Below are 21,769 nucleotides of genomic sequence, written 5' to 3' on the forward strand. Positions count from 1 at the left end.
GTGCTGTTTAATTTGAAATGGGGTTATATTTTGTTTATAAAAATTTTTGTATATCTCATACTATTTATACGAGTTTTATAAAAATTAATATGAAATTAATAGGGGGATTACACTTTAAAAAGTGAATATTATGGTGTTTTTTAATGATTAGCGTTTCTTCAATATCTGAATTTGTATACTGCCCTGTAAAAGCATTTTTAAACCAGACCCAAAAGGACAATATTCAAACGCGCGAAATGATACATGGAAAACTGGTACGTGAGATTAGAAGGGGTTATGAAGAGATTACAAAGCAGAACATGTGGAGCATAAAAGAAAACATTGAATTAGAATATATCTTTAGCACTATCTTTGAAGAAGTCACTCCTTTTATCAAAAAGGTCTCAAAGAAGTACTCTGATAAATATGAAATGGATTATTCAGTTTTAAAAGATATATGCAATGATTTAGAGGATGATTTAAAATTGGAATCTCAATTTTTATCTTTAAAGGTTAAAAAAATTTTGAACACCACCTCTAAAAGGGGTAATGAAATTGCAGAAATGTTTTTCCCGCAGTCCCTTTTAGAGTTTCCTTTAAAAAATGAAGAACTTAATTTAAGGGGAAAAATTGACAAAATTGAAGTAGTAAATGGTGTTTATTACCCTGTGGAAGTTAAAACTGGGATGCCTCCATCTAAAGGTGTTTGGCTGGCTGACGCGCTTCAGATTGCAGCTTATGTTGTTCTTATGGATTATGAACTTAATAAGGAAGTACTGGTCGGTTTTGTTGATTATATTAAAATATGTGAGCGGCGGCCGGTTGTGGTTAATTCAATTTTACATAATAAGCTCTTTGGAGTGCTGGATGATATGCTCACCATGTTTGAAAAGCAGGAAATTCCAGAATTCAAGTTAAACAAGAACAAATGCGAAAAATGTGAATATATGGATATTTGTGAGTATTATGGTTGAAATTCTAAAATTAAACCCTTGAAAATCTGTCAAAATTTATAATTTTGACGCGACAAACATTTTATGTTTGTCAGCTTCGATTTTGGGGCAGAAAAAATCAAAGATTTTGACAGTTTTGTAGGCATAAAAAATCAGAGATTTTTTAATGATTTGTTTAATTTCCTCGGCTCCAAACATGAAATGTTCGAGAGCCACGAAAATTGAAAATTTTCGTAGGCTTTGATTTTTGAGGATTTTGAGCGAAAGAGTTAATTTTAAATTTAAGACCGTATCATCGTCAGGACCATTTTATATTTTTCAAGTGCTGTTAGTGCATGGGGCTCGTTTGCAGGCATTATAATCATTTCGCCTGCTTCTAAGACATTTTTATTGCCTGAAATAGTGATTTCGGCTTTACCGTCTATAATTTGAACCATGGCATCAAATGGGGCTGTGTGCTCGCTTAGCCCTTCCCCTTTATCAAAAGCAAATATTGTTACTGTACCTGTGTCTTTCCTTATTATCTCACGGCTTACAACAGAACCGTTCTGGTATTCAATTAAATCTGCAGTTTTTAATACTTTTCCTTTAATATCTTCCATTTTTTACCCTCCTGAACTTAATCATAAACATGTATGATACTTACAGGGCAGAGCTCTTCTGCTTGTGTGCAGCAAGATGGGTCTTCAACTTCTATTTCTTCGGTTTCTTCTGTATTTTTCAGTGCTTTTAAATGGGAAAGCCCATCTCCAGCAAATTCAAAGAAGTCAGGACATATATCAATACAGTTTCCACAGGATATACACATCATCCTTTCCAGTTCTACCTTTGCCATTTTTTCACCTAAAATTTAATTAAAAATTTTATTTTGCACATTTAAAGCAAAATTCTGTATCTCTATTAGTTTTAAAGGTTTTACCACACTTTTTACATGTAACAGATCTGAGGGTGGATTCATTATCAACAATATCTAGAGAACAGGCACATTTCCAGCCCATTTTGCCTTTTAATTGGGCTTCAAACTCCTTGTCAATGTTTGGATCATCTGTCATTTAAATCACCTTATTAACTATTAAAACAGGTAATAAAAATATTTTTCGTATTGAATAGAACAAATTATAATGTAAAATGAAAGGTGGTATAATTACCCTAAAATCTCTTTAATGTCATTTTCAGGAGTACTAATTGGCATAATGTCGTAATTTTCAACAAGGAAATTCATAATGTCCTCATTTACCCATGCTGGAGCTATTGGGCCCAAATATATTCCTTTAATTCCAAGGTACAGTAAACTCCACAGGATCGCTGCTGCCTTCTGTTCCATCCAGCTTAAAACAATTGTAAGCGGAAGTTCGTTCACTTCAAGCCCGAAAAGGTCTGAAAGTGCAGTTACAATGTCAATACCGACTATTGCATCATTACATTGCCCTATATCTATTAAACGTGGAATTCCTTCAATATCTCCGAGAGGCAGCTGGTTCATTCTGAATTTACCGCAGGCAAGGGTTAAAACAACTGTGTCCTCAGGTAATTTCTGCACAAATTCGGTATAATATGGTGATTTTGCAAGTGGAGCGTCACATCCTCCAACCAGGAAGAACCTCCTTATTTTTCCTGCTTCTACAAGTTCTTTAATCTTCGGTGCGAGTGAAAGGACTGTTGAAGCTCCAAATCCGGTTGAATAAATTGTGTCTCCTGGTTCTTCTGGGAGTTCAGGTAAGGATTTGGCTTTTTCAATAAGTGACGAGAAATCGTAACCATCAATATGCTGCACGCCAGTTAATCTGGCAACTCCTGTAGTAAACATCCTGTCTCTATAATCATCTCTTGGAGGCAGTACGCAGTTTGATGTTCCAAGGATTGCGACAGGATATTTTGAAAATACTTCCCTCTGGTCAAACCAGGATTTACCAAGTTGACCTGCAAGGTGTTTATATTTCCTCAATTTAGGGTATCCATGTGCTGGAAGGAGTTCTGAATGTGTATAAACGTTTATTCCAGTTCCTTCAGTCTGTTTTAACACTTCTTCTAATGCTTTAAGGTTGTGGCCGGTTGCAACTATCCCTCGACCTTTTTTTGTTCCGGTACTAACCTGAACTGGGGTTGGTTCTCCATAAGTTTCGATTAATGCAGTTTTAAGAAGCCGCATTGTTTTAATATTCATTTTTCCTGCTTCAAGGGCCAGATTTATTAGCTCTGGAACGTCAATATTGACATTGGTAAGAGTTGAGTAAAAACCTCTTTCCATGAATGCATCTACTTCAGGGTCTGTGTATCCAAGTTCTCTTGCATGGTATAGATAGGCAGATATTCCTTTGATTGCAAATAATAAGTTATCTTGGAGCCTTGCAGCTGTAGCGCTTTTTCCACACACTCCTTGTATGGTACAGCCGGTTCCTCTTGCTGTTTGGGAGCATTGATAGCAGAACATTTCCTGTTCTTCTTTCTTAACTTCTTTCTCTTTTTCTTCTTCCATTGCTTCAAACTGATCCTTTCCCACCCCACATACTGGACATATCCAATCATCAGGTAGGTCATCAAAAGCAGTTCCTGGGCCTATTCCATTATCTGGATCTCCTTTTTCAGGGTCATATACATATTCACATGCTAAACAGCGGTATTTTTTCATTTATATTACCTCCCATATTATTTTATATGTAAATTTTATAGTATGGTAAGAAGTAGGGATTTTACTGAGCTATATATCATTTTTATTGGATAAAAATGATATAAAATGCTTTAATGTTTATTTAGATTGTTAAAATCATCTTTTCAATATAATTTTTGTTTTTAGTTGTATTTAGAATTTTTGATAAAGTATTAATCAGATGGTATGCTTTAAATAATAATATAATTTATAAAATAAGTATTAAATTTAAATCATTTGAGGATCAAATAGAATAGTGGTGGTAATATGGAACTGGATGAAAATGCATTAAAACTGATAAAAAAATGCGAAGATAAGGAAGTAGATACGAGCGTTATGGGCGCTTGCACGGTCCTTTTAGAAGAAATGGATAGGGGAGAGATAGATTTAGGTGAAGACAAACCAGATGAATCATATATTCAGATGGCTCAAAATATTGCACCTGAAGATGTACCAAAAGTACTTAAAATGGCATTCAAAATCAAAGAACGACCAAATGTAAGTCCTGAGATGAAAATTGCTGCAAACAGGTTAATTAGGGCTATAGAGCAGTTTTAACTCTATTTTTTAGTCTCTTTAATTGATAGTAACTGTAGATCATGCAGTGTAAAGAATTGCACATTGACAAAATGCTTGAGAAACTGATTGGAAAATGTGGAGATAAATAAATAGATGTATGTATTATTGTGCGTTTAGTAGTTCTTTTGAAGAAATTGATAAAATAAATTTCGATGATATTGTGCAGGGGTCTTAGCAGAAATGGTTCATAATATTAAACCTCAAGATGTCTCCTCAAATTAGTTATAATGACATTTAAAATTAAAGAATAAAATTGGGCCTTAAAATAGTGGCTAATAGGTTATTTGGGGAAACACTAAAATCTAATTACTATTTATTTTAAATTAAGGAAGTGATAATATGAAAAAGGTACCTCTTGATGAAAATGCTAAAAGCTTAATAAAAAAATGTGAAGATAACGAAGTAGATACAAGCACAATGGGTGCATGTCAGGTCCTTTTAGAAGAAATGGATCGTGGAAATGTGGTGCTCAAAGACGAGCCTGGAGAGTCATATATTCAGATGGCTCAAAATATTAAGAAGGAAGATGTACCTCAGGTTCTTAGAATTGCATTTATAGTAAGGGACAGTGGAGATATAACTGATACTGATGTAAAAAATGCAGCAGCAAGATTAATACGAGCAATAGAAATGTTTTAATGGGATAAAATTTAATAATTCTCTTTTTTTTGGGATATATCTTGTAAAAACTATTTTTTTCCTTTAATTTGGATAAATTAACTTTCTGTGAAGGCTAAATTTGGATAAAATCGTTATTAGTATTATTCAATTGCATTGTATGTAATAAATATCTATAAATCCAGTTATAACACAATATATATAATTGGTGATAAAAAATGGATTCCAAATCTGTTGAACTTGTGAAAAAATGCCAAGAAAGTGCCGGAAGTGGAGATGTAATGGGCGCATGCAAAGTCATGCTGGAACTGATAGATAAAGAAAAAATTAAAGTAGATACAGATAGGGATCAATCATATCTTGAAATGGCTGAAAATCTTAAACCTGATGATGTAAGTAAAGTCCTTAAAATGGCACTTGAAATACGAGAAAGTGGAGATATTAAAGATACGGAGCTCAAAAACGCTGCTAGCATACTGATCAGGGCAATAGAGATGAGCTAATCATTTTTTAAAATTTTTTTCCTTTAACTCTTTTTATATTAAAAACTGCAGTATCTGCAACAGCCATAACTGCCATAACGCCTGCTTGAACAGGGTCTGTTACCACTAAATCTGCATTTTTTGCAACACTTCCAGGCATATTAAGGCTTATTACAATTACGCCGTGATCTTCTTTAATTTCTGCAACTGCATCTGAAATTTTACCACCCATAAGCGATCCTGCTAGAACCAGTGCTTCTACCCTTGGAAGTCTTCCTGCCGCATACACTGCATCTGCAAGCTCTTCTTCTCCTACAAGTGGTATTGTATCGATACTAATGCGTTCACCCCTTATATTATGCCGATCTGCTTCGGTTATGGCTCCTTGGGCAACCTGAGCAACCTGGGCTCCTCCTCCAATTATTATGATTCTTTTTCCGTATATTTCAGTTAATGAAGGATGAATTTCAATGTGATCAACGGCTTCAAACTTCAAAATATTTTTTTTAAGTTCTTTCCTGTTCTTAACGTCTTCTAGTTCCATATATACTGAAGCAGATTCGTCTTTTTCTACAAAAAGGTGAGTATATATAATATTTATCCCGCATTTTGCCATTAAATCTGTAATGTCCCTCAAAACACCGGGTTTATTTACAGATTTTATTGTAATTGCAATCTTTTCCATTTGAATCACATAATAATGATGAATTTGTAATAAATAATTAAATTATTAGTTATAGTCTTGTTTTAAACGTGATTAAATCTATTTAACTAATTATATAAATTTTATAGGTTAATAATCATCTTGTTCACTAAAATACTGAATTTTAAACTAATTTTTTAAATGTAAAAAGTGTAATTTTTCAATTAATATTGAATTCTATCATTTATAAGTTAATAAATTACCCATGTTCTCTTTAGTCAGCACTAAATTTCTATAATTTCTGGCACTCTGGGCAGATATAAGAAGACGTACTTCCTGTTTTTATTTTTTCAATGATTTTGCCACAATCTGGACATTTTTCTCCTTCTTTGTATGCTACTAAAAAGTAATCTTTACTGAATTCTCCATTTTTCCCGTAAAAATCTTTTTCATATGCCAGCCCTTTTTTATCAAGTGCATATTTGAGATTTTCTACCATAATTTGGAATAAATTATCAATTTGAGATGATTCTAAAGAATTAGCTGGTTTTTTGGGATGGAGTTTTGCCTTAAAAAGGATATCATGAATGTAGACGTTTCCAATACCTCCAACCTTTTTTTGATTCAAAATTATATTTTTAATCATGGCACGGCCATTGCAGATTTTTTTAAAGTAATCAAGAGTAAAATCAGGATCTAACGGGGAAATTGCTATATCTTTAGTTGGCTTATGATCTGAAAGTTCATTTCTTGAAACTAGATCTACATGTCCAAACCACCAGAACTTGCATGTAAACCTTGAATTATCTGTAAAATTAAAGCGGCACTGGTATTCTCCTGCGGAACATTCATCAAAATTATGATATATGATGTCTGCTCCCATTCCAAGGTTCAATAAAAGATGGTAGCTGTCTGTAAGTTCAAAAAAGATCCATTTTCCTTTATTATATACTTTTTTAATAGTTTTACCAGCTATTCTCTCTTTAAAACTGTCAACGTCTATGTTCAGGCATTTTTCCTGTATTACATCAACTGATTTAATTTCTTTGAATTTCAGCTCATCATTCATCTGCCTGCTTAAAACCACAAGTTCGGGTAGTTCTGCCATTTTAATTCCTCATTTAATTTTGATGTAATTTTCATTTTTCTGGTGGAAAATACAGTTCAACAGTTTTCGCAACGTTTTCAAGCCATAAATGCCGTTTTTTTAGGCTGCTTGTAACAACAACTTGATACATTTCCCTGTAAAAGTTTTTAACTCCGCATAGATCGAATATGCAGTTTTTCCAGATGTTTTCGAGTGGATCACCAAATATTTCCCTTTCCCTTATCTCGGGTGTATTGGACGTGTTAAATACAAGGGCGGTTTCAGCTTTTAACAGGCCGTTGGGAACTCCTTCTCCATCATCACCTTCTAAAAACTCATAGGCCACACCTGCACGTATGATCCGATCTACATAACCTTTTAAAATAGCTGGAGGCTGCCCCCACCAGTTGGGGTGGATAATAATTATTCCATCTGCATCTTTAATCTCCCTGCAGTGTTTTTCAATAAGAGGATCTAATTCTGCTTCTTTAGGGATTTCTTCACCTGAAAGTAATGGATCAAATTTTTCAGCATACAGGTCATGGTATATAACTTCATGACCATTTTCACGCAGTTTGGATACAGCTGTATCTGCAATGACATGATTAAAACTTCCTTTGGTCGGATGACCTAAAATTACTATTATATTCATTTAATCACTTCAGTATCCTGATTTTTTCCCGGTTAAACTCTCTACCTCAACCTTAATTACAGTGGTTTTATCAAGAGTTGATTTTGAATATTCAAATGTTTCATTTGGTTTGTTACTGTATTTTTGCATTATAATATTTAATGTATCTTCTTTTTCACCATTATCTTCTATAAAATGAGTCTTTCCAAAACCAATTACGCTGTAATATTTTATTCCCCCAGTTACAGGCATTATCTGCAGTTACAATTTCTGTTTCAATATCTGCTTCAAAGCAGACATGCGAAAAATTTCGATTCACTCGAAAATTGAAGATTTTCGGGCAGGTAAAATAAAAAACTTGCAAAACTTTCAGGTTTGCGCTCCAAAAATTCATAGAATTTTTGAGAGTTTTGCAGACGTGAAAGAAATATTTTATTAGATTCAGGCGATCTTATACAAGAATTAGTAAATTATAAAGTGAATTTTGTTTTAAATGGACATAAGCATGTTCATAATACTGGGATAATGGAAAATATGGTATTATTGAATTCAGGGACAGCAACTACTGGAAAATTACGCGGTGATACATGTCCCTGTTATAATCAGTGATGAAGGGGTGGATGTATATCTGGTAATGACTGAAAAGGGGCAAAAACAGCATTTAGCTAAATATTCAGTTGAATTAAAAGATGAAGAATTTACAATCTGTTCCCATAAACATAAATCAGGCTAATTTATTTGGAATTCATCTTTAAAATATTAATTTGTTCTGATAATGTTAACAGATTGTTGGTTAATTTTTCAATCTTTTCTGCAACACTTAATTCGGTTATTTCTTCAAGATGAGGTTCGTAGGCGGTAGTATATACTTTTAACTGGTCATTTGTGTGATTTTCCCTATTATATTTACTTATTTGTTCTAATCCAAGTTGGAGTTCCTCATATGCCTTTAATTCCCCTAATATATCATTCCTTTTACTATTTAATTGGTTTATATCCATTATTTTGTTCCCTCCTAAACTTATTTTAGATGAATATGTCCCCATTGATTTTTTTCCTATTTTCGTGTCAATAATCAATTTTAGAATCAATTTTCAAATTTTACAGTTTTAATGAGGTATATCTAAAAATATTAAAAAAAACTACCTGATTACTATTATGTATCTTTTTATGTAAATATGTTTCCACTGACAATCTGGTAAATCCCTAAAATTGAGGATATTCAAATAATTTAAAGAGATTTATTCAATTTATTTCGTATATTTGGCATATTTATGGCTTTATTTTTGTATATAAAAATATTTAAACTTAAAAATAGGATTATAACTAATATTACTAATTTTTAGGCTAATTTAACTCTATTTATTCATTTTTTTATAGGTTCAACTGTGATGTACTAACGTTCGTTCGCTAGCTTTATATAGTAGAATATGTACATAATATATTCAAGAAACTAACGAACGTTAGTTAAATGGAAGGGAATTATTATGAAAAATCAAGCTAATGACTCAAAAACTGAAAAAAAATCAACTAAAGAAAAAATATTTGATGTATCCCTTGATCTTTTCTCACAAAAAGGTTTTGACGGGGTTTCAGTTCGTGAAATTGCAAGAGAAGTTGGAATAAGGGAAAGTTCAATATACAACCATTACAGAAACAAAGAAGCAATAATGGATGCTATCATTGACTATTTTATGTCTGAACTTCAGCAGAGCGGTCCACCTGAAGAAGTGGGGGAGTTATTAATGGATCAAGGTCCTGAAGTGTTTTTTGAGGTGGGGGCCAGAATGTATATAGAACAGGTTAATACTCCTAAAATGGAAAAAATCTGGCGTTTAGTTTCTGTTGAGATGTATCATAATGAAAAAATAAGGAATTTCTACAAAAAAGAACTTTTAGAAGGACCAATAAATATTTGGGAAGCCACATTCACTAAAATGATAGAAAAAAGACTTATAAAACCAGTTAATCCTAGAACACTGGCATATGAATATTTTTCATTTGCAATATATCTCTTCTTTGAGTATTTTGTCTTAAAATATGATGAAGACTTTGATTCATTTATGGATCTAGCTTTAGAAAAGATGAATAACCATACAAAATTCCTTTTGAAAGCTATAAAAGTTTAATCATTTATTATTGCAACTATGCTGCGAGTTTATGTTAACCTATTTATATTTGTTGAACAATTTTAAAAATAACGATATCAGGAATAATCATGAAGAAAAATCTTAAAGTCCTTTTACTTGGATACAACGGTGCCAATAACACGGGATCTGAAGCAAGGTTACTTGCTATAATAGAAGATATAAGGGCAATTCTGGGTAATGAAGCCCTTATTACTATTCCAACATTAAATAAAGAAAATTTAGAACGTTACCTTAAAGAGGACAAGTTTTTGAAGGTTGCTCCAATATCTTCGATTTTCTTTTTTGATATAAGAAAACTGGTTAAAGAACATGATGTTCTTTTGCTAGTTGAGGGAAGCTGCTACATGGATACCTGGACTTCAGCACTTTTATGGGCTTTTTTATGGGCTACTAAATGTGCAAAAGATTTTAAAAAGCCAAGTATTGCATATGCAGTGGATGTAGGTCATTTATCTTCTTTTAACAGGTGGTTAGTTAAACGAGAAGCCAGCAAAACTGATCTGATTTTAACTAGGACTGAATCCGCAGCCCAGGAACTCCAAAAAATAGGGGTTAAAGCTCCTATCCAGACAACGGCCGATTGTGCATTTACATTCAAAACTGAAAAAGATGATGATGAAATTTTAAAGGAAATATGGCCCGAATCAGATTCTGGAGTCGTGGGTCTGGCACCAATTGATTTTTATTTGTGGCCAGTGGTGATGCGGCCATGGGGCAAAAAGGAGAACCTGTATAAATGGCCTTACTATTATTCACGTTCAAAATCGAGAGTTGATGGAAGCGAACGATTAGCTCTTAAATGGGCTGAAGAAGCGGACCGTATAATTGAAAAACGTGGTAAAAGGGTAGCATTAATTTGTATGGAAGAACTGGATGAACCGCTGGCTGTATGTATAAAGAACAAAATGAAGAAGCCGGAAATGGTAAAAATATTTTCATCAAGAAAGTACAATGCATCTACAATGACAAGTATCCTCAGAAGTCTTGAACTTCTTGTAACTTCTCGTTATCATGCAGGTGTCTTATCGCTTGAAGCTCAGGTTCTGCAGATAGCTATAGGGCATGACACTCGTCTTAGGGGATTTTATAAAGAATTGGGGTTAGAAAATTATTTATTAGATTACATGTCGTCTGAAATCTGGTATAAATTAGAGGAAAAAGTTAATGAACTGCTTGAGAATCCTGAAGCACAACAGAAACTACTGAAAGATGGATTTATTCAGCACATTGGCCGTGCTCGTAAAAATCCAGAAATTCTTAAGGGTTTTCTCCAAGAGAGAGGGTGGAAGGTGAAAACATGAATAAAGTTGTACTTTTAACAGGGGCAAATGGGTTTTTAGGTACTCAAGTTGCTCTAAGACTTCTCAGGAGTTATAACTATAAAATTATAGCTTTAATAAGGGGCAATGATAAACAACATGCTACAAACAGGCTTTCTCGAGCATGGTGGGAATTTCCAGAACTTTTAGATGAATTAGGTAATAGGATTCATGTATTAAATGGAGATATTACCAGAACTGAATTAGGAATAGAAAAGCAGGAATATAAAAGCCTGATTCAAACGGTTACCCATATAATTCACACTGCTGCAGACTGGAAATTAAAATCTTCCCTTGAGGAACTCCAGAAAATCAACGTGCATGGAACTGAAAATATACTGAAATTAGCTCAGCTAGCTCATGAAGACCATGGATTAGAAAGATTTTCTCATGTATCTACAGCTTATGTTGCAGGTGGAAAAAAAGGCGTTGTATCTGAAGATTCTTTGACCTCAAAATATGGGTTTTTAAGTGATTATGAAAAGACCAAGTTTGAAAGTGAGGTCCTTGTGAGAAAATCTGGATTTGATGTATCTATCTTTCGTCCAAGCATGATTGTAGGTGATTCTTCTACAGGATACATTAAAACATTTAATACGGTATATGTACCTCTCAGGCTTTATTTAAGCAGAAAATTAAAAATAATCCCTGTTTCCAGATCAATGAAAATAAATTTAGTGCCTGTAGATTACGTTGCAGATTCAATTGTAAAGCTTACTTTTGATCGGGAGGCCGTAAATAAGACTTTTCACTTAACTGCACCTGTTGAATCGCTCCCTACCCTTGAAGAACTTATTGAATTTGTAAGGAAATGGAGTGATGAGAATATGGATATTAAGCTTAGTACTCCAATTTACATGCCATTAAATGTTTCATTACTCCAAAAAATCTCATCTCATGGCTATTTATTTGGAAAAGGAACAGATAAATTACTTGAAACAGTAAATACTCTTTCTCCTTATTTTAATGAAAATAGAGAATACTTGAGAGATAATGCTGGGGAAATACTGGGGCCATATAGATATAAATGGCAGAATTTCCTACCTAAACTCATTGAATTCGCTGTTTATCATGGTTTCTTACATAGATCTGATCGTACAGTTCATGAACAGGTTTTATTCAGACTTCAAAGGAGCAGCAGGCCTGTTAAATATTATGACATCGTTAAAGGTGAAATTAAAGAATCCAGTGCAACTGACATTTATCAAAACATACTATCTGCTTCAAAAGCCCTTCAGAGCATGGGAATTAACAAGGGAGATAAAGTAGCAGTGGCTGGTTATAACAGTACAAAGTATCTCATATTAGATATTGCAATTGGCATTATAGGCGCAGTAAGCGTACCTATTTATTATACGAGCCCTTTAAATGAAATTAAGGAAATACTGGACGACAGCAGTGCAAGAATTCTTTTTGCAGGCACTCCTCAAATTTTAAATGATTTAAATGAATTTGATTCTCACATTTCAGTTGTTTCACTATGCAAACAAAGTGTTGATAGGGATTTGGAGGTTATTTCATGGGAAGACTTCCTTAAAAAAGGAGAAGAAGTAAATAAAGTGATTGATGTTCATTTAAACTTTGATGACACTGCCACTATACGTTATACTTCCGGAACAACTGGAAAACCTAGGGGAGTTATGTTTACTCATGGGAACCTCCGTTGGATGGCAGAATTCATAGCTTCTATGCCTCCTTGGAAGGATAGAACCTCTGAAATATCTTACCTTTCGTTTCTTCCAATGAACCATGTGGTGGAAGGAATTATGGGAACTTATGCTCCTTATTATGCTCCTGCATCTTTAAACCTTTATTTTCTGGAGAATTTTCATGATCTTGAAGAATCTCTTCAGAAAGTGAGACCCAATGTATTCTTTTCAGTGCCGCGTTTCTATGAAAAGGTATGGTGCAGTGTATTGGAATCCAGAATAGGGCAAATTTACATTAGTTCTTCTGGAATCTTGAAGACAGTTCTGGGAAAATTAATTAAGAGGGAAATTCTTAAAAAGGCAGGCCTCGACAGGTGTGCTCAATTAATCGTTGGTTCTGCACCTGTAAGTGATGAACTACTCAAATACTATCATGAACTTGGTATTGAAGTTCATAATGCCTATGGATTAACTGAAGCGCCGCTTATAACCATTAATAGAATTGGAAAAAATAGAATAGGGACAGTAGGTGAACCTCTCCCTGATACCTATATTAAAATAGATGGAGACGGTGAAATACTTATAAACGGGCCACAGGTAATGTCAGGCTATTTTAAAGATGATTCAGATTCTTTAGAGGATGGATGGCTCCATACTGGTGATCTGGGATATGAAACCCCTGAAGACAGTCTTGTAATTACCGGCCGTAGAAAGGAGGTCCTGGTTAATTCTTATGGGAAAACGATAAGCCCCCTCAAAATAGAAGTGATGCTTAAAAATATCTCTGGAATCGAAGAGGCTATGGTAATTGGTGACGGAAAGCCTTACTGCAGCGCTTTTTTATGGGCAGAGTCAAATCTTGAAGGAATCGATGAAGCTATCGGTGAAATAAATACTCAACTTTCTCGTCCAGAAGAAATTAAAAAATGGGTTGTTTTAAATAATGATCTTTCAATAGGTACTGATTTAACTGCAAACCTCAAACTTAAAAGAAAATCTATTTCAAAGCGTTATGAAGACATTATTAATTTTATTTATGGATCTGGAGCTAAACCTGACAGTATATTACACTTTGGCAGCATTGAGGTGGATTCATGAGCATTCGGCTAAAACTTGCCTCAATTTGGCTTCCAGATTTCATTTTAAAGAGAGAACTGGACAATGTATCTCGAAAAACGATAACTGGGCTTGATGATCTTTTAAAAGAGCATGCATCTCTAAAAATGGAAACAGTAACTTTAAATGGAAAACTTGAACAGAGAAGATCTTCAATGGCCACGGCACATAATGAACGTGTTAAAATATTGATTCAGGAGTTAGGGTATCAAAAAGCTGTTAAACTTGGAAGAAGTGCCATGTTTGAAATTGGCTGTAAGCTAGGAAAAGAGGCCCGCCGAAAACTGGGAGTGGGAAATAATTTTAATGATCTTGAAACTGCAGCGGGAATACTTTACAAGATACTGGGGATAGAATTTAAAATAGAAAATAAGGATGGAAATATGGTAATGGTAGTAAACAGATGTTTTTTATCTAAATATTATTCTCCTGAGTCCTGCATGATTTTAAGCGCTGCAGATGAAGGGGTAGTATGTGGTTTAAATGAAAATATAGGTATGCAGTTTAAAGAAAGAATTACTGAGGGTGCACCTGAGTGTATAGCTTGTATAAATGAGGTAAAACTATGAGGGCAATAGTGGTAGGAACTGGAGCTGGAGGGGCGACAGCGGCGCGTGAATTAGCGAATGCTGGATTTGAAGTAATAATTCTGGAAGCAGGAAAAGAATTTAAACCTTTCAGACGGCTTTTACAGGTAGCAGGTCCTCTTAGGAGAACCGGCCTTTTAGGAAATGAAAAAACAATCACGAGAATGTTTCCACCTATGGACACTATGCGTTCATCGGATGATCTGGTACTTGTTAGGGGTATGACCACTGGTGGTTCTACTGTACTTTCATGCGGTAACATAGTACGTGCAGACCACGGTTTAAAAGAAATAGGCTTAGATCTTACCCCTGAATTTGAAAAAATTGAAAAAGATATTGGCGTAACTGAATTTCCCCGAGAAAGGTGGCAGCCTGTAACAGAAAAGATGTTTGAAGCCGCTCAAAAACTTGGATTAGAACCAAAGGTAACTCCTAAAGCTGTTGATTCAATTAAATGTGTATCATGCGGATTATGCGAACTTGGGTGTACTACCGACGCGCGGTGGGATTCTCGAAGGTTTTTAAGTGATGCAGTTGATGCAGGCGCTAAGTTATATACTTCGTCGCCAGTTGAAAAAGTTATAATAGAAAAAGGTCATGCTAAAGGAGTCATAGTAGGATCAAAGACTATCCATGCAGATATTGTGGTTTTAGCTGCAGGTGGAATTGGAACTGCACAGATGTTAAAAGCTTCAGGCCTGCCTGCTAAAGATAATTTATGGGTTGATATCGTCCTTACATTGGGAGGAGTTCTTAAAGGGGCAAATCAGATTAAAGAACCACCTATGGCGTGGTATACAAAGCATGAAGATTATATTCTCTCTCCTTATTTAGATATCCTTTCCCACTGGTTCCATAAACCATGGAGAAATGTATCTATAGAAGATAGAGTTGGCGTAATGGTAAAACTTGCAGATATAGAAGAGGGGGCAGTTTTTGCAGATGGAAAAGTGCAGAAAACTATAAAAAAAGAGGATTATACCCGTCTTGATGATGCGATTGGAGAAGCTAAAAAAATTATGGAATATGCAGGTGTTTCAGGCCCCTATATTAATGGTGTGCATAATGGGGGGCATTTAGGAGGTACAGTACCACTTACTAAAGATGATGTTGATTCAATGAAGCCTTCATGGCTGCCAAAAGGTTTGTGGGTAGCTGACTTATCACTGGCACCTCGTTCGCAGGGTTTACCTACAATATTACTTGCTTCAGCCATGGCACGTAGGGTGGCAGGAAAGATATCTGAAGAATATAGGACAAATGAAATAACATTGTAACATAATTATAGAATGGAAGGCGGTTAAATGAAGATATTGGCAATAATGGGGAGCCCTCGGAATAAAGGAAATACTTATAAAGTTACTCGAGGAGTTGAAGAAAGAATGAAACAGTTGGGCAATGTTGAGTTTGAATATTTATTTTTAAAAGACGCAGATTTGAAGATGTGCAGGGGGTGTTTTAACTGCGTTAAGAATGGTGAGGAATTGTGCCCTATAAAAGATAGTCGGGCAGAAATTGAAAATAAAATGTTTGAGGCGGATGGTGTAATACTCGCGTCCCCTGTATACTGTGAAAATGTAAGCGGGCTTATGAAGAACTTCATTGACAGGTTTTCATTTGTATTCCACAGGCCTAGATTTTTTGATCAAAAACTCATGGTTTTAGCAACCAGTGCAGGTGGAGGACTAAAAGAGACCATTGATTATCTTAAAAAGCTTCAAATCTGGGGATTTGGAACTCCTGTTGAGCTTAGTGTGATAACACCACCGTGGCCTCAGTCTGATGCTCTTCAGAAAAAGAATGAGAAAAACATAAACAATGCAGCTGAAGAGTTTTACCAGAAACTTCAGGAAGGAAGGCAGCCCCCTAATTTCATGCAGTACATGCACTTTAGATTCTTAAAGGAAACTTCTAAATTGGGATATCTTCCAGCAGATCTTGAATTTTATAAAGATAAGGGCGAATTTTTTTATGATACTAGTGTAAGTCCTTTAAAAAAGATATTTGCACCATTAATCATGAAATTTGCATTTTTCATGATGAGGGACATGGAGCCAAAGAGTTAGAAAATTAAATTTAAATTCTTTTTTTATTGTCAGCAAATTATTTGATTAATAACAATCATATTATATGTTATGAAGGAGATCTATACGGAGATCGAAATAAACGCTCCTGTAAGTATTGTCTGGAGTATTCTCACAGACTTCGATGATTTTTCGAGATGGAACCCATTTATCAGGAAAATATCTGGAAAACTGCAGGAAGGGGCGCAAATTGAGGTTTTTATAATCCTTCCTAATTCAAATGGGATGAAATTCAGGCCTAAAATATTAACTTATGATCCAGAAAAAGAATTAAGGTGGTTGGGGAATTTTTGGATTCCAAAACTGTTTGACGGTGAGCATAGTTTAGTTATTAATGAAATAAGTGAAAATAAAGTGTTATTTATACAAAAAGAAAGGTTCAGCGGCTTGTTTGTTCCATTTTTCTCTGGAACACTAAAAGATACAGAATCTAGTTTTGAAATGATGAATCATGCTCTAAAAGAGGAAGCGGAGAATAGATATAATAATCAAGTTAATTAATGATTATAATTTTAAATATAAATTTAAAATAGGTAAATTCTTTAATTGCAGCTATATCCTCAGTTTGTTTATTCTGTTAGTAATTTTTAAATAATTCAATTAACTATATAATCTTGTTTTAAAATTTAATATAATATTAAAGGGGTTTTTATATGTCTGCAAATCCAAACGAAGCGTATCTGGAAGCTATAACAATGACACTTGCATATTTAGAGAAAAAAGAAGATTGTGATGAGAAGTTAGTGGAAGAACTTAAAAAAGAAAGGGAAAGGATTTTAATAGAGCTGAATGTTCATTCTATTAATTGATGGTAGAACACTCTCTCAAGAAGCATATTTTGATTTTTTTATTTTGGTTTAAGTTGAGATCCTTTTGAAATAATTTTCTTAAATAATATATATTCTTTAAATTTAGATCTATTCACAAAAATCAGACATTTCATTCATATCATAAAATATATTGCAGAAAAATTTACAAGATGATTTTAATTCTTTTTTACCTTCCACAGTTAAAGAATAATTTTTATTTTCATCAATTTCAATCAGGCCTTTCTTTTTCAATTCCTTAAGTGCAGGGTATATAGTGCCGGGACTTGGCTTTGTACCTCTCCGTTTTTCTAATTCTCTGCCGATTTGGGCCCCGTTCATGCTATTTTTACCTATAATCCACAGTATCAGGTATGTTAAATAGCCCTTCATTTCACAGCATTTCATACTGCTATATTTGGCGTCCAGTTAAATAATTTTTTCTATGTATCGTATATTCGATATTGGTAAACCGATAATTATAAGTGGTGGCATGCGATATTATTAATAACATTAGAAAATTTGGAGCATAATACGATGGAAAATGATAGATACAAAAGAGGATGGTCAAAATTAGAAGAAGTTGATGGGAATGCAGGAGAAGTTGTATTAGAAAGTTTAAAAGATATTGCTCCTGATTTAGGTAAATATATTATCGAATATGGGTTTGGAGATATTTATTCTAGAGACGGCACTGATTTAAGGCAAAAAGAGATTGCAGTTGTAGCCGCCTTAACTGCAATGGGAAATGCTGCACCTCAATTAAAAGTCCATATTAATGGATCACTAAATGTAGGATGTTCTGTAGATGAAATCGTAGAGGTTATAATACAAATGTCAAGTTACAGCGGGTTTCCAAGCTCATTAAATGCAGTTACTGTGTTGAAGGAAGTTGTAAAGGATCGAAACATAACTATAACTCCTGTTAAGAAGGATAAAAGTGAAGATAGATTTTCTACTGGATCTGAAGAGTTATCTAAGTTAAAAAGTGATCAGGTGCAGATATTGAAGGATAACCTGGATGATATTGCTCCAGATATGGTTGAATATATCGTTGCGTATGGTTATGGAGATATTTACAGCAGAAAAAGTTTAGATGTTAAGATGAGGCAAATTGCCACAATTGCTGCACTTACGGCTATGGGTACAGCTGAACCTCAGCTTGCTTTTCATATTGGTGCCGGATTAAATGTTGGATTAACAAAAGAAGAAATAATTGAAACCATAGTGCTTATGAATATTTATGCTGGATTTCCTGCATCATTAAATGGCATTGCTGTGGCAAAAAAAGTGTTTACAGATCTTTAGATGGTTCAATATATTGGGGTGTCTGTTAACTGAGTATAATTTTTATTGTACGTGTATTGAATTTTGAGTTTCAATATACTTGTGACTTTGTTTTTAAACCATAGGAGCAATTCCATTTAAGCTTCTTAAAGTATATTTTTATAAAAATTTTTTAATTATCGTATAACCGATAATTATAAATACTATCTATCGGATAACCAATACTACATAAAAAGAAGAGGAGGTGAAATCCATGCTAGTGGAATTTGATTTACCACACTGGTGCTGCGGCCCTAAAGGATGTCAGCTAGAAATAGAATACGGTGAAATGATTGATGCAGAATAATGAAAAAGGGAGGTAAACCATTCAGTATGCTGCTCAATTATTATCTTGTACACTACAAATCCTAAAATTCTCGAATCACAGAGTTTTTAGGGTTAAATTTTAATTTTATGGTGATGATAATATGAAAAGAAGTAGATACGCAACTCCAATTTTTATAATTGGAACTCATGATGAAGAAGGTAATCCAAATGCTATAAATGCTATATTAAGGGAGATGTCATGTTCTGATCCTCAGCATATTTCAATTTCTATAAAAGAAACTACCAGTACACATAAAAATATTCTATATAATGAAGCTTTTACTGTAAATATCCCATCTCAGACTTATATTGATGAAATAGATGATTTAAAAATAGAATGTGGAAAACATGAAGATAAATTTACCTCAAGTGGATTAACTCCTGTTAAAAGTGAACTTGTAGATGCCCCATATGTCATGGAGTTTCCCCTAGCTTTAGAATGTAAACTTGTTAATGCAACTGAAATGGGATTATGCACCAGTTTTACAGGTGAAATTCTGGATGCGAAATGGATAGAGAGTTCATGTTGAACTTATCTTTATTTAAAAATTGATTTTAAAACCTTTAAACATGTTTTATTCATTTAATAATTATTATTTTAAAATAATAGGATTTTATATGGGTTAAAAAGCAAATTAAATGGTATAGTAACTAAAGTATGGGTAGTGATAAATTGAACGAAGTTTTAAAAAATATTAAAAGCAGAAGGAGCATTAGAAAATACCGCGGCGAACAAATTAAAGATGAAGAACTTGATATGATACTCGAAGCGGCCGTATATGCTCCAACGGGACATAACGATCAGCCATGGCACTTCACGGTTATACAGAATAAAGAACTAATTGATGAAATGAGTGCAGAATCTAAAAAGTTAATGGCAGAATCATCAGTTGGCTGGATGGTTAATATGGGAAAATCCGAGCATTTACATCTTTTTTACAATGCTCCAACTGTAGTGGTGGTTTCTGGGAAAAAAGATGCAATATCCCCACTTGTCGACTGCTGTGCAGCCATTCAAAACATGTTAATTGCTGCAGAAAGTCTGAATATTGGTTCCTGCTGGATTGGTCTTGTTAAATTTTTCTTTGAAAGTGAGGAAAATGTTGCAAAATTTAACCTGCCTGAAGATTATGAACCTTATTATGCGGTCTGTTTAGGATACAAGGACTCCTCTAATAATAGAGCGCCTGAAAGAAATAAAAACGTTGTAAATTACATAAAGTAATTCTTTTCGCTTAGAAAAAGTAAAAATATATGAATGGAATAATTCCTATTTCCGCTTAAAAAAAGCAAAACACGTGAATTATATGGAATAAATTTATTTATGCTCTTAAAAATCATAAATTATAATGAGATGATATGAAATAATTTAACTGATTAAATATTTCAGCAACTTGACTACGGAGGAAATTAGATGATTTTTTATTTTTCAGGCACTGGAAACTCACTATACGCTGCCCAAAAGCTGCATGAATCTGGTGAAGGGGAACTTATTGATATGGCTGGTGCATTAAATGAAAAACACTTTAAATATAAAGTACCTGAGGGTGAAAAAGTGGGTATAGTGTTTCCAGTTTATTTTTATGGGCTGCCTACAATTGTAGATGAATTTATGGATAAATTAACGATAGAAAGCGATGGAAGTCCATTTATTTACACTGTTATCACATGCGGCGGATCCATTGGGCATGCAGATAAAATGATTGCAGATAAGCTTAAACAGAAAAATCTCCAGTTAAACAGTGCTTTTTCTATTAAGATGCCCAGCAACTATGTCATAATGTATGATACACCAGATAAGGAAAAACAGGATTTAACCCTTCGAGAGGCAGAAAAACAAATAGAGAAAATAGTTGGATTTTTGGAAGTTAATAAAAAAGGTAACTTTGTCTCTAATCGCAGTTATTTTGCCTTATTGTCGCCGATTGCATATAAATTATATGGAACTTACCGTAAGACTAAAAAATTTTATGCTACTGATGCATGTACCAGCTGCGGCTTATGTGAAGAGATATGCCCTTCTAAGACAATACATCTTTCATCTGGAAAACCGGAATGGATAAATGAAAAATGCAGTCACTGCAGTGCATGTATCAACAGATGTCCTACACAGGCAATTCAATATGGTAATGCCACAGAAAAACGGGGACGTTATGTAAATCCTAATGTGAAATTTAGTTAAAAAGGAGTTATTTTACTATGGAATTTTTTGATTTAGTTAAAAAAAGGAGATCTGTTCGAAAATATAAGGTCCAACCCGTGGATAAAGAAGATATTTTGAAGATACTGGAAGCTGCTAATTGGGCGCCGTCTGCAATGAACTGGCAGCCGTGGGAATTTATAGTTGTATCTGGCGAACTTCTTAAACCTCTTGCTAATAGTTTCAAGGCTGTTGTAGAAAAAATAATGTACGAATCAGAGACTTTCGATGATGAGTTCGTAAAGTTTGCAGCCCATTATGGTGGAGCTCCTGTAGTTATAGTAGTGCTCACTGGAGCAAGTGAGAAATCTAATGTGAGAAAAGCGAATCTTGAAAGTACAAGTGCTGCTATGGAAAATTTGGTACTCGCAGCGACTAATCTAGGATTGGGCACATGCTGGATGACAGGACCTCTCCATGATGAGAATAACTTACGCAGTATTTTGGATATTTCGCCTGACAAAGAGATCGTTGCAGTAACACCTTTAGGATATCCTGATGAAGTTCCAGAGCCACGCCCACGATTAGATGCAGATCTAAAACAAAAGGTTAGATGGTTAGGTTATTAATTTTATTTCAAATGGAG

General features: G+C 34.1%; 28 protein-coding genes. 18 read left to right on the plus strand and 10 right to left on the minus strand.

Going from position 1 to position 21,769, the window contains the following annotated elements; all coding sequences use genetic code 11:
* The first annotated feature begins 143 nt into the window (after positions 1–143).
* Positions 144–953, plus strand: a complete 810-nt coding sequence (locus ASJ80_RS07940) for a Dna2/Cas4 domain-containing protein (protein ID WP_069584948.1) — start codon at positions 144–146, stop codon at positions 951–953.
* Positions 954–1,213: 260 nt separating this feature from the next.
* Here the strand turns inward: ASJ80_RS07940 and ASJ80_RS07945 are convergent, their stop codons facing one another.
* The 4 genes from ASJ80_RS07945 to hcp all read right to left on the minus strand — a co-directional run bounded on the left by ASJ80_RS07945 (position 1,214) and on the right by hcp (position 3,561).
* A complete protein-coding gene (locus ASJ80_RS07945) occupies positions 1,214–1,534 on the minus strand; it encodes a cupin domain-containing protein (protein WP_069584950.1) in 321 nt (106 codons plus the stop codon).
* Positions 1,535–1,551: 17 nt separating this feature from the next.
* Complete coding sequence (locus ASJ80_RS07950) at positions 1,552–1,767, minus strand: ferredoxin (protein ID WP_069584952.1); 216 nt, start codon at positions 1,765–1,767, stop codon at positions 1,552–1,554.
* A gap of 28 nt (positions 1,768–1,795) precedes the next feature.
* Complete coding sequence (locus tag ASJ80_RS07955; RefSeq protein ID WP_048082067.1) at positions 1,796–1,984, minus strand: hypothetical protein; 189 nt, start codon at positions 1,982–1,984, stop codon at positions 1,796–1,798.
* Positions 1,985–2,076: 92 nt separating this feature from the next.
* Positions 2,077–3,561 (minus strand): hydroxylamine reductase, encoded by a 1,485-nt coding sequence (hcp, locus tag ASJ80_RS07960; RefSeq protein WP_083241034.1) that lies wholly within the window; start codon positions 3,559–3,561, stop codon positions 2,077–2,079.
* A 285-nt stretch (positions 3,562–3,846) separates the two neighbouring features.
* Here hcp and ASJ80_RS07965 point away from each other — a divergent pair, with 285 nt between their 5' ends.
* The 3 genes from ASJ80_RS07965 to ASJ80_RS07975 all read left to right on the plus strand — a co-directional run bounded on the left by ASJ80_RS07965 (position 3,847) and on the right by ASJ80_RS07975 (position 5,279).
* Complete coding sequence (locus tag ASJ80_RS07965; RefSeq protein ID WP_069584954.1) at positions 3,847–4,137, plus strand: hypothetical protein; 291 nt, start codon at positions 3,847–3,849, stop codon at positions 4,135–4,137.
* Between the two features lie 360 nt (positions 4,138–4,497).
* Positions 4,498–4,797, plus strand: coding sequence for a hypothetical protein (locus tag ASJ80_RS07970; protein ID WP_069584957.1), 300 nt, complete (start codon positions 4,498–4,500; stop codon positions 4,795–4,797).
* A 197-nt stretch (positions 4,798–4,994) separates the two neighbouring features.
* A complete protein-coding gene (locus ASJ80_RS07975; protein ID WP_069584960.1) occupies positions 4,995–5,279 on the plus strand; it encodes a hypothetical protein in 285 nt (94 codons plus the stop codon).
* 7 nt (positions 5,280–5,286) lie between these two features.
* On the opposite strand, the gene ASJ80_RS07980 is transcribed toward ASJ80_RS07975, so the two are convergent.
* From ASJ80_RS07980 to ASJ80_RS07995, 4 genes are all read right to left on the minus strand, one after another.
* Positions 5,287–5,943, minus strand: a complete 657-nt coding sequence (locus ASJ80_RS07980; RefSeq protein WP_069584962.1) for a DUF5612 domain-containing protein — start codon at positions 5,941–5,943, stop codon at positions 5,287–5,289.
* 250 nt (positions 5,944–6,193) lie between these two features.
* Positions 6,194–7,009, minus strand: a complete 816-nt coding sequence (locus ASJ80_RS07985; RefSeq protein ID WP_069584964.1) for a DNA-formamidopyrimidine glycosylase family protein — start codon at positions 7,007–7,009, stop codon at positions 6,194–6,196.
* 31 nt (positions 7,010–7,040) lie between these two features.
* Positions 7,041–7,640 (minus strand): NAD(P)H-dependent oxidoreductase, encoded by a 600-nt coding sequence (locus tag ASJ80_RS07990; RefSeq protein ID WP_069584967.1) that lies wholly within the window; start codon positions 7,638–7,640, stop codon positions 7,041–7,043.
* A gap of 9 nt (positions 7,641–7,649) precedes the next feature.
* Positions 7,650–7,871, minus strand: coding sequence for a pyridoxamine 5'-phosphate oxidase family protein (locus ASJ80_RS07995; RefSeq protein ID WP_069584969.1), 222 nt, complete (start codon positions 7,869–7,871; stop codon positions 7,650–7,652).
* A 328-nt stretch (positions 7,872–8,199) separates the two neighbouring features.
* Between ASJ80_RS07995 and ASJ80_RS17040 the strand changes: the two genes are divergently transcribed.
* On the plus strand, positions 8,200–8,352 hold the full coding sequence (locus tag ASJ80_RS17040) for a hypothetical protein (RefSeq protein WP_176720310.1): 153 nt from the start codon (positions 8,200–8,202) through the stop codon (positions 8,350–8,352).
* A gap of 1 nt (position 8,353) precedes the next feature.
* On the opposite strand, the gene ASJ80_RS08000 is transcribed toward ASJ80_RS17040, so the two are convergent.
* A complete protein-coding gene (locus ASJ80_RS08000; protein WP_141705207.1) occupies positions 8,354–8,620 on the minus strand; it encodes a hypothetical protein in 267 nt (88 codons plus the stop codon).
* A gap of 486 nt (positions 8,621–9,106) precedes the next feature.
* Here ASJ80_RS08000 and ASJ80_RS08005 point away from each other — a divergent pair, with 486 nt between their 5' ends.
* The 8 genes from ASJ80_RS08005 to ASJ80_RS17045 all read left to right on the plus strand — a co-directional run bounded on the left by ASJ80_RS08005 (position 9,107) and on the right by ASJ80_RS17045 (position 17,333).
* On the plus strand, positions 9,107–9,748 hold the full coding sequence (locus ASJ80_RS08005; RefSeq protein WP_069584974.1) for a TetR/AcrR family transcriptional regulator: 642 nt from the start codon (positions 9,107–9,109) through the stop codon (positions 9,746–9,748).
* 89 nt (positions 9,749–9,837) lie between these two features.
* Complete coding sequence (locus ASJ80_RS08010; protein ID WP_069584976.1) at positions 9,838–11,070, plus strand: polysaccharide pyruvyl transferase family protein; 1,233 nt, start codon at positions 9,838–9,840, stop codon at positions 11,068–11,070.
* Complete coding sequence (locus tag ASJ80_RS08015; protein ID WP_069584977.1) at positions 11,067–13,835, plus strand: AMP-binding protein; 2,769 nt, start codon at positions 11,067–11,069, stop codon at positions 13,833–13,835. Before ASJ80_RS08010 ends, ASJ80_RS08015 begins: the two co-directional genes overlap by 4 nt.
* Positions 13,832–14,422, plus strand: a complete 591-nt coding sequence (locus ASJ80_RS08020) for an L-2-amino-thiazoline-4-carboxylic acid hydrolase (protein WP_069584979.1) — start codon at positions 13,832–13,834, stop codon at positions 14,420–14,422. The genes ASJ80_RS08015 and ASJ80_RS08020 overlap by 4 nt, the downstream gene beginning before the upstream one ends.
* Positions 14,419–15,717, plus strand: a complete 1,299-nt coding sequence (locus tag ASJ80_RS08025; protein WP_069584981.1) for a GMC family oxidoreductase N-terminal domain-containing protein — start codon at positions 14,419–14,421, stop codon at positions 15,715–15,717. Before ASJ80_RS08020 ends, ASJ80_RS08025 begins: the two co-directional genes overlap by 4 nt.
* Positions 15,718–15,744: 27 nt before the next feature.
* Entirely contained in the window at positions 15,745–16,506 is a 762-nt protein-coding gene (locus tag ASJ80_RS08030; protein WP_069584983.1) for a flavodoxin family protein, read from the plus strand.
* Positions 16,507–16,575: 69 nt separating this feature from the next.
* Positions 16,576–17,025 (plus strand): SRPBCC domain-containing protein, encoded by a 450-nt coding sequence (locus tag ASJ80_RS08035; protein WP_069584985.1) that lies wholly within the window; start codon positions 16,576–16,578, stop codon positions 17,023–17,025.
* A 152-nt stretch (positions 17,026–17,177) separates the two neighbouring features.
* Positions 17,178–17,333 (plus strand): hypothetical protein, encoded by a 156-nt coding sequence (locus ASJ80_RS17045; RefSeq protein ID WP_176720311.1) that lies wholly within the window; start codon positions 17,178–17,180, stop codon positions 17,331–17,333.
* A 108-nt stretch (positions 17,334–17,441) separates the two neighbouring features.
* Here the strand turns inward: ASJ80_RS17045 and ASJ80_RS08040 are convergent, their stop codons facing one another.
* On the minus strand, positions 17,442–17,738 hold the full coding sequence (locus tag ASJ80_RS08040) for a PadR family transcriptional regulator (protein WP_069584987.1): 297 nt from the start codon (positions 17,736–17,738) through the stop codon (positions 17,442–17,444).
* 129 nt (positions 17,739–17,867) lie between these two features.
* On the opposite strand from ASJ80_RS08040, the gene ASJ80_RS08045 reads away from it, so the two are divergent.
* The 5 genes from ASJ80_RS08045 to ASJ80_RS08065 all read left to right on the plus strand — a co-directional run bounded on the left by ASJ80_RS08045 (position 17,868) and on the right by ASJ80_RS08065 (position 21,752).
* Entirely contained in the window at positions 17,868–18,638 is a 771-nt protein-coding gene (locus tag ASJ80_RS08045) for a carboxymuconolactone decarboxylase family protein (protein ID WP_069584988.1), read from the plus strand.
* A 446-nt stretch (positions 18,639–19,084) separates the two neighbouring features.
* Positions 19,085–19,513 carry a flavin reductase family protein gene (locus ASJ80_RS08050; protein ID WP_069584990.1) on the plus strand — a complete coding sequence of 143 codons (429 nt, stop codon included), beginning with the start codon at positions 19,085–19,087 and terminating at the stop codon, positions 19,511–19,513.
* A 143-nt stretch (positions 19,514–19,656) separates the two neighbouring features.
* On the plus strand, positions 19,657–20,208 hold the full coding sequence (locus ASJ80_RS08055) for a nitroreductase family protein (protein WP_069584991.1): 552 nt from the start codon (positions 19,657–19,659) through the stop codon (positions 20,206–20,208).
* Positions 20,209–20,397: 189 nt separating this feature from the next.
* Positions 20,398–21,165: an EFR1 family ferrodoxin gene (locus ASJ80_RS08060; RefSeq protein WP_069584993.1), complete on the plus strand. Its 768-nt coding sequence runs from the start codon at positions 20,398–20,400 to the stop codon at positions 21,163–21,165.
* A gap of 17 nt (positions 21,166–21,182) precedes the next feature.
* Positions 21,183–21,752 carry a nitroreductase family protein gene (locus tag ASJ80_RS08065; protein WP_069584995.1) on the plus strand — a complete coding sequence of 190 codons (570 nt, stop codon included), beginning with the start codon at positions 21,183–21,185 and terminating at the stop codon, positions 21,750–21,752.
* Positions 21,753–21,769 lie beyond the last annotated feature (17 nt).

The organism is Methanobacterium bryantii (genome assembly GCF_002287175.1).
Lineage (GTDB): Archaea > Methanobacteriota > Methanobacteria > Methanobacteriales > Methanobacteriaceae > Methanobacterium_D > Methanobacterium_D bryantii.

Excerpts from the sequence above, each read along its gene's own strand:
- ASJ80_RS08060 (WP_069584993.1), top strand. The coding sequence starts at position 20,398 with ATGATTTTTTATTTTTCAGGCACTGGAAACTCACTATACGCTGCCCAA.
- ASJ80_RS08000 (WP_141705207.1), bottom strand. The coding sequence starts at position 8,620 with ATGGATATAAACCAATTAAATAGTAAAAGGAATGATATATTAGGGGAA.
- ASJ80_RS07995 (WP_069584969.1), bottom strand. The coding sequence starts at position 7,871 with ATGCCTGTAACTGGGGGAATAAAATATTACAGCGTAATTGGTTTTGGA.
- ASJ80_RS07970 (WP_069584957.1), top strand. The coding sequence starts at position 4,498 with ATGAAAAAGGTACCTCTTGATGAAAATGCTAAAAGCTTAATAAAAAAA.
- ASJ80_RS08005 (WP_069584974.1), top strand. The coding sequence starts at position 9,107 with ATGAAAAATCAAGCTAATGACTCAAAAACTGAAAAAAAATCAACTAAA.
- ASJ80_RS07945 (WP_069584950.1), bottom strand. The coding sequence starts at position 1,534 with ATGGAAGATATTAAAGGAAAAGTATTAAAAACTGCAGATTTAATTGAA.
- ASJ80_RS08025 (WP_069584981.1), top strand. The coding sequence starts at position 14,419 with ATGAGGGCAATAGTGGTAGGAACTGGAGCTGGAGGGGCGACAGCGGCG.
- ASJ80_RS07975 (WP_069584960.1), top strand. The coding sequence starts at position 4,995 with ATGGATTCCAAATCTGTTGAACTTGTGAAAAAATGCCAAGAAAGTGCC.
- hcp (WP_083241034.1), bottom strand. The coding sequence starts at position 3,561 with ATGAAAAAATACCGCTGTTTAGCATGTGAATATGTATATGACCCTGAA.
- ASJ80_RS08010 (WP_069584976.1), top strand. The coding sequence starts at position 9,838 with ATGAAGAAAAATCTTAAAGTCCTTTTACTTGGATACAACGGTGCCAAT.
- ASJ80_RS08050 (WP_069584990.1), top strand. The coding sequence starts at position 19,085 with ATGAAAAGAAGTAGATACGCAACTCCAATTTTTATAATTGGAACTCAT.
- ASJ80_RS08065 (WP_069584995.1), top strand. The coding sequence starts at position 21,183 with ATGGAATTTTTTGATTTAGTTAAAAAAAGGAGATCTGTTCGAAAATAT.
- ASJ80_RS07990 (WP_069584967.1), bottom strand. The coding sequence starts at position 7,640 with ATGAATATAATAGTAATTTTAGGTCATCCGACCAAAGGAAGTTTTAAT.
- ASJ80_RS08040 (WP_069584987.1), bottom strand. The coding sequence starts at position 17,738 with ATGAAATGCTGTGAAATGAAGGGCTATTTAACATACCTGATACTGTGG.
- ASJ80_RS07980 (WP_069584962.1), bottom strand. The coding sequence starts at position 5,943 with ATGGAAAAGATTGCAATTACAATAAAATCTGTAAATAAACCCGGTGTT.
- ASJ80_RS17045 (WP_176720311.1), top strand. The coding sequence starts at position 17,178 with ATGTCTGCAAATCCAAACGAAGCGTATCTGGAAGCTATAACAATGACA.
- ASJ80_RS07965 (WP_069584954.1), top strand. The coding sequence starts at position 3,847 with ATGGAACTGGATGAAAATGCATTAAAACTGATAAAAAAATGCGAAGAT.
- ASJ80_RS08035 (WP_069584985.1), top strand. The coding sequence starts at position 16,576 with ATGAAGGAGATCTATACGGAGATCGAAATAAACGCTCCTGTAAGTATT.
- ASJ80_RS08030 (WP_069584983.1), top strand. The coding sequence starts at position 15,745 with ATGAAGATATTGGCAATAATGGGGAGCCCTCGGAATAAAGGAAATACT.
- ASJ80_RS08020 (WP_069584979.1), top strand. The coding sequence starts at position 13,832 with ATGAGCATTCGGCTAAAACTTGCCTCAATTTGGCTTCCAGATTTCATT.
- ASJ80_RS07955 (WP_048082067.1), bottom strand. The coding sequence starts at position 1,984 with ATGACAGATGATCCAAACATTGACAAGGAGTTTGAAGCCCAATTAAAA.
- ASJ80_RS07950 (WP_069584952.1), bottom strand. The coding sequence starts at position 1,767 with ATGGCAAAGGTAGAACTGGAAAGGATGATGTGTATATCCTGTGGAAAC.
- ASJ80_RS07985 (WP_069584964.1), bottom strand. The coding sequence starts at position 7,009 with ATGGCAGAACTACCCGAACTTGTGGTTTTAAGCAGGCAGATGAATGAT.
- ASJ80_RS08015 (WP_069584977.1), top strand. The coding sequence starts at position 11,067 with ATGAATAAAGTTGTACTTTTAACAGGGGCAAATGGGTTTTTAGGTACT.
- ASJ80_RS08045 (WP_069584988.1), top strand. The coding sequence starts at position 17,868 with ATGGAAAATGATAGATACAAAAGAGGATGGTCAAAATTAGAAGAAGTT.
- ASJ80_RS07940 (WP_069584948.1), top strand. The coding sequence starts at position 144 with ATGATTAGCGTTTCTTCAATATCTGAATTTGTATACTGCCCTGTAAAA.